Origin of the sequence: Streptomyces sp. BK79 (assembly GCF_044142145.1) — a bacterium.
Classification (GTDB): domain Bacteria; phylum Actinomycetota; class Actinomycetes; order Streptomycetales; family Streptomycetaceae; genus Streptomyces.
Window position 1 is genome coordinate 172,331 of record NZ_JBHVOC010000022.1, and the last position, 6,000, is coordinate 178,330.

Annotated in this window: 5 protein-coding genes; 4 read left to right on the forward strand and 1 reads right to left on the reverse strand. The window is 69.7% G+C overall.

The window, feature by feature from the left end; translation table 11 throughout:
• Positions 1-48: 48 nt before the first annotated feature.
• Positions 49-2,109 (forward strand): flavin monoamine oxidase family protein, encoded by a 2,061-nt coding sequence (locus tag ACFIF2_RS26350; RefSeq protein ID WP_395575717.1) that lies wholly within the window; start codon positions 49-51, stop codon positions 2,107-2,109.
• Positions 2,110-2,547: 438 nt separating this feature from the next.
• Here ACFIF2_RS26350 and ACFIF2_RS26355 read toward each other — a convergent pair whose 3' ends face one another.
• Positions 2,548-3,027, reverse strand: a complete 480-nt coding sequence (locus ACFIF2_RS26355) for an Lrp/AsnC family transcriptional regulator (RefSeq protein WP_395575718.1) — start codon at positions 3,025-3,027, stop codon at positions 2,548-2,550.
• Positions 3,028-3,157: 130 nt separating this feature from the next.
• On the opposite strand from ACFIF2_RS26355, the gene ACFIF2_RS26360 reads away from it, so the two are divergent.
• From ACFIF2_RS26360 to ACFIF2_RS26370, 3 genes are all read left to right on the forward strand, one after another.
• Complete coding sequence (locus ACFIF2_RS26360) at positions 3,158-3,706, forward strand: RBBP9/YdeN family alpha/beta hydrolase (RefSeq protein ID WP_395575719.1); 549 nt, start codon at positions 3,158-3,160, stop codon at positions 3,704-3,706.
• 224 nt (positions 3,707-3,930) lie between these two features.
• A complete protein-coding gene (locus ACFIF2_RS26365) occupies positions 3,931-5,019 on the forward strand; it encodes a pentapeptide repeat-containing protein (protein ID WP_395575727.1) in 1,089 nt (362 codons plus the stop codon).
• A gap of 249 nt (positions 5,020-5,268) precedes the next feature.
• Positions 5,269-5,757, forward strand: coding sequence for a hypothetical protein (locus tag ACFIF2_RS26370; protein WP_395575720.1), 489 nt, complete (start codon positions 5,269-5,271; stop codon positions 5,755-5,757).
• Positions 5,758-6,000 lie beyond the last annotated feature (243 nt).

A 6,000-nucleotide genomic window follows, 5' to 3' on the forward strand; every position in this document is an offset into this window, starting at 1 on the left:
TGTGAGGGCACCGCCACCGCGCCGCTCCTGCGTCAAGGGTGGGACGCGATGAACACTCAGAACGCGAACACCTCAGGTACCAGCACGTCGTCCGCAGCGCAGGTCAGCGCGACCGTCGAGGCGCAGCCCGCGTCCGGCGCTGATGGCGTACCGACCCGGCCACCGGCGCCCCGCCGCACCACGCCCTCGCGGCGCTCGGTGGTCACGGCGACCGGAGCCTCCGCACTCGCGGTCGGACTTGCCACCGCCTCCGTCACCCCCGCGACGGCGCTCACCCCCGCGACCACCCCCACGGTCACACCGGCCGCGGCTCCGCCCGGCACCGACCCCGAGGCGTACCGGACGGTCGCCCGTGCGGTCGTCGTCCACGACGAGAACGACAAACCCCTGGTTCCGGCCTACGTGAAGGCGGTCAATGACGGCTTGCCCGCCAGCCGGGGGAAGGCCACCAAGCGGGTCCTGGTCGTCGGGGCCGGTCCGGCCGGACTGCTGGCCGCCGACCTGCTCAACCGGGCGGGCCACGACGTCGTCGTGATCGAGGCCAACGGCAACCGGGTCGGCGGCCGTATCAAGACCTTCCGCAAGGGCGGTCACGAGAGGGGCAGGCAACCCTTCGCCGACCCCCGGCAGTACGCCGAGGGCGGAGCCATGCGGCTGCCGGAGAGCCATCCGCTCCTCATGGCCCTGCTCGAGAAGTTCGACCTCCCCCGCCAGGAGTTCTACCTGGTCGACGTCGACCCCGACGACCCGGCGAAGAAGACCAACCGCACCTGGATTCACGTCAACGGTGTCCACGAGCGGCGGGCCGACTACGAGAAGAACCCGGAACGGGTCAACGGCACCTTCGAAGTCCCCGGCGCCAATCGCAAGAAGACCGCGGCCGCCATCCTCGCCGAAGCCCTCGAACCCGTACACCGGCTGATCAGGGGCAAGGAGGGAACCGCACTCGTCGACGGGTGGACCGAGGTCCTCGAGAAGTACGGCCACTGGTCCATGTACCGCTACCTCACCGAAGCCGCCGGACTCGACACACGGACCATCGACCTGATCGGAACCATCCAGAACCTGACCTCGCGGCTCCACCTGTCCTTCCTGCACAGCTTCCTGTCCAGCGCGCTCATCGACCCCAGGACCAAGTTCTGGGAGATCAAGGGCGGCACCGCGCTGCTCGCCGACGCGATGTACGCGCCGGTGAAGGGGAAGGTACGGCTCGACCGCCGCGCCGTTCGCATCGAACGCACCGGCGGCAAGGTACGGGTGTACACCGTCTCGGAGGACTGCCAGACGGGTGAGGGAGGCACCACAGAGGTCTTCGAAGGAGACGAGGCGATCATCACCGTTCCCTTCTCCGGGCTGCGGCACGTAGCCTTCGACCCCCCGCTGTCCTACGGCAAGCGTCGGGCCGTCACGGAGCTGCACTACGACGCCGCGACCAAGGTGCTGCTGGAATTCTCCCGACGCTGGTGGGAGCTGACCGAGGAGCAGTGGAAGCAGGCCCTCGACACGATCGAGGACGGCCTGTACGAGAAGTACCGCGCGGGCAAGGTCACGGACGCCAGGTACCTCGGCGCGCACAAGTCCGTGAAGACCCTCGGCGTGACGGTCCCCGACGCCTACAAGCACTGCTTCACCGCCTTCCGGCCCGCCGGGGAGGGCGAGGTCGAGGCCGCGCACGTCCGCGGTGGCGGATCCGTCAGCGACAACGCCAACCGCTTCATGTACTTCGAGCACGCCCACCCCATGGAAGGCAGCGACGGCGGCATCGTGCTGGCCTCGTACAGCTGGTCCGACGACGCCCTGAAGTGGGACGCCTACGCCGACGAGGAGCGCTGTCTGCGTGCCCTCGCCGGAGTGCAGGCCGTCTTCGGCCGCCGGTGCGAGGTCTTCTTCACCACGAAGTGCCAGACGCAGTCGTGGATGCGCGACCACTATGCCTACGGAGAGGCGTCCGTGCTCTTCCCCGGCCAGCACGCGGAGCTGTTCCCGGACATCCCCACGTCGGAGGGGCCGCTGCACTTCGCGGGGGACCACACCTCCATCAAACCCGCCTGGATCGAGGGCGCCCTCGAGTCGGCTGTCCGAACGGCCCTGAAGGTACACACAGGCTGACCCCCGTCCTGCCTGCCCGGGGGCCCTCGCCACCCGCCCCCGGGACAACCGTCGGCCTGTCGTCCTCGCCCACCGCGCGCCGGGCACCGCCACCACCGTGGAAGGCGATCACGAGACCGCCACCAGCATTTCCGTGTGCCCTTCGACGACCGGGGCAGCCCTGTGCACTACCAGCCCTCCTACCCGGCGTTGTCCGAGCCGGCACCTGCCGCTGGCGCGGCCCCGTCCGAACTCAGGGCCACCGGCATCCCGATCGGCACCATGAACCCGGACGGCTGGGCAACACCGTACGCTCCCAACCGAGGCCGGCGGTCGATGCCATGACCGCCGGTAGGTGTTGCTGTACACCGCGGTGATGGCCACGATGTTCACCGGGCGGCAGGAGCCGGCCCGACGGAGTTGCCCCAGCCGCAGCGACGAACAGGACGACCGAGCAGATCACGGGGGAGTGGGGAGGTCTCGGCGGGACGCCGAGGGCGTGGCGTCGGCCAGCGGCTTTCGGGGGTAGGCGCGGAGCACGAGGGAGGTGGTGACGGGGCCGAAGCGGGCAAGCGCGTCGACGACTTCTTCGAGTCGTCCGGCCTGCGGGCAGTACACATCGAAGATGAGGCAGTCTTCCCCGGTGACTCTGAGGGTGGAGGTGATCTCCGAGGTCCGGGAGGCGAAGTCCAGGGCGCGTGAGAGCTGGGCGTGCGTGGTGCGCAGCCGGACGACCGCGTGAATGTTCAGCCCGAGGGCTATTGGGTCGACCACGGCTCGGTAGCCGGTGATGACGCCGTTCTTCTCGAGCCGTTGGATGCGTGCGTTGGCCGCCGGCTGCGAGAGCCCGACGCGGCGCCCCACCTCCGCGCCGGTCAACCGGCCGTCGCTCTGGAGCAGAGCGAGGATGTCTCGGTCTATCTGGTCGAGTGATTCCATTGTCGTCCGCACCATCTTCTTTGAGATCACTTGCGTCACCGCCACTGCCCTGAGGCATCCCACAGAATCTGCCCCAGGCGCTCCCGTGAACGGAGGGAGCGGCGAGCGACGAGTGAAACGGTGGTGGGCAATGGCCGCGTACGTCATCATCCCTGGAATCGACGGTTCGGACGGGCAGCACTGGCAGACCCTGTGGGAGCGGCAGTGGGGCGCCGCGGCGGTGAGGATCCGCCCTGCCTCGTGGTCCGCCCCCGATCTGGATGACTGGGTCGATGCTGTCCAGGAGGCCTACGACGCCGCTTCTCGGCAGGCGAGCCACGTTGTGCTGGTGGCCCACAGCCTGGGCTGCTGGGCTGCGTCCGCCTGGCTGAACAAGAACCCTTCGAGTCCGACAGGCGGCGCATTCCTGGTCGCGCCGCCCGACCCGCACGGGCCGGCCTTCCCACGCCGGGCGGCCGCGACATTCCTCGAGGTGTCGGCCCAACCGCTGCCGTGCCCGGCCCTGGTGGTAGGCAGTGCCGATGACCCGTACTGCACCCCCGAGGCTGCGGCCGACTTCGCGGCGCGATGGCAAGCGCCTTGGCATCTGGCGGGCGCGTGCGGACACATCAACTCCGCCAGTGACTTGGGATCGTGGCAGCACGGCCGCGCACTCCTGGAGTCACTGATCCGGCAGTGAGCCAGGGCGGGGCGTACCTGACGATCGTCTGTTCTGGTAGCAGCCCGGTGTAACTCTCCTACGGGAAAGGACCGCCGGCCGCGTCGCCGGTGGCCCGAGCCGAGCATCTTGATCGTCTATTGGGCGGCGCCTAGGGTTCCATGTTCATGGGGACGAGGGATCCGGGCCGGGGCCGCAGACCGTGGCGCGACCGGCAGGTGGGACATCGTGCCGTCGCGGTCGTGATGGCTGCGACGGCCGCCTCGGCCGTGTTGGGGATCGTGCTCGTCGTCCTGCCGGGTGTCGTGGTCGACCACGATCTCGCCGGGGCAAGCGTCGCCGCCCAGGACCGGCTCAAGGCGGTGAACGACGTTCGTGCGACTCTTCTGCAAGCCGTGGGCGGCATGGTCCTGTTGTTCGGCGCATACGCCACGTGGAGGCAACTGCGCGTGAGCCAGGAGGGTCTGCGCGCCACTCAGGAGGGCTACGTCACCGACCGGTTCAGCACGGCCGTCGACCAGCTCGGCAGTGACAAGCTGGAAACACGCATCGGCGGGCTCCACGCGCTGTGGCGGATCGCGGAGCATTCCGCCCGCGACCGCGAGGCCGTCATATCCATCCAGGCGGCCTACCTGCGTACGCATCTGCCCTGGCCGCCCGCCGGACCGGAGGCTCCAGCGGCGGACGTTCCCATCAACGACGTCGTGCCGCTGGAGATCCGCGCCGCCGACGCCCAGGTGGCGCTGACCGGGCTCGGCGTGTTGCTGCTGCAACCCCGGGAACAGTCCTGGATCAACCTCAGTGTCACGGACCTGCGCAGGGCCGACTGTGACGGGCTGTGGCTGCACGAGGTGAACCTCGACCGGTCCTGCATGGAGGCGGCGGGCCTGTACCACGCCAACCTGACGCAAGCCTCTCTCGTCTCGGTCAATCTTCGGCACGCCGACCTCAAGACGGCGATCCTGCGCCGGGCCCGCTGCGTGCTGGCCGACCTGCGGGGTGCACGGCTGGTCGAAACCGACCTGCGCGAAGCGGACTTCACCGAAGCGGACTTGCGCGAGGCGAACCTGCGCAAGGCTGACGCGGGCGGAGCGGTCTTCCGCCGAGCCGACCTGCGTCTGGCCGACTTGCGCGGCGCCGACCTGAGTACGGCCGACCTGCTCCAGGCACGCCTGACCGGTGCGGTGGCCAGCGAGAACACTCGCTGGCCGGACGGTCTCGACCATGCGACCGCTGGTGTCGTCGTCACCGAGGATCCTGGCCCGGAACCTCCACCGCTGCTCCAACCCGCAGGGATAACGACACAGCACCCGCCGCTGCGTTCCGTGCCGTGACCACGAGCCCCGGTGAAGCCGAGGCGTGTCCCGGCCGGAGCGACAAGTGCTGTCGGCGCCCAGGTTGTGTCTCACCTTCCGCGAAGCGCACACGGTGAGTGACGGCCCTGGGTTCCCCAGCGGCGCTCGCCCCTGCGATCATGGTGGCGGCAGAGGCATCGGGCCCATTCCTCCTCGCGGTAGGTTTTCGGTAGCCCCCTCGCCGTGGTTCAGGAGGTCCGTACCGACGACGGGCGCCACGTCGAGATCGTGCTCACCGACAGCACCGTGCACCGCGTGGCCGGCGGCAACTCCACGGCCGCGACTGCCTTCGTCCCCGCCGCGACCGCCGCACTCCCCGCGCGGCGCGACCCAGTCGGCAACGCCCGCGTCACGGTCACCCCGCCGGCTCCACCGGGAGAGGCAGAGGAGGTGGCATACCATCCGAAGTACCAGCGGCGACAGGTGATCGCGTTCGGTCTCCTCCTCGCCTACGTCGGCTACGCGATCTGGGTCGGCGCCACACACGGGGCGGAGACGGTCATCCGCCCGATCGCCGCGGCGACCCCGCTCGGCCTTGGCGCAGTCCTGCTGTCCTTTGCGGTGAACGTGACGCTGGTCCACCTCGCGCTGAGGCGGCGAGGGGGCACCGTACCCGCCTCTTTCGACTTCAGGACCACAGACGGAACGGCCTGGTACAAGTTCACCGACGCCGACGGCATCGAGCGCAGTGGTCGGGGCAAGAACCGAGGATCGTGACCCGCGTCGCCTGCGACCCGGAGAATCCCCGGGACTCCCCGCTGCGTACGTCCAATGCCGACGGCGTCCTGCGGCGCGGCATCCCCTCGCGACTGGCCCGCTGCCCGGTTCCGGACTCGGCCTCGCCATGGCCCGCCAGACCGTATGACCGGTCCTCGAGGGCCCGAAGATTCCTCCGCCACCGCAGGCCAGAGCCGCCCGGAAGCGGGCTACGAACACATCGACGACGACGTGTGCCGCAGT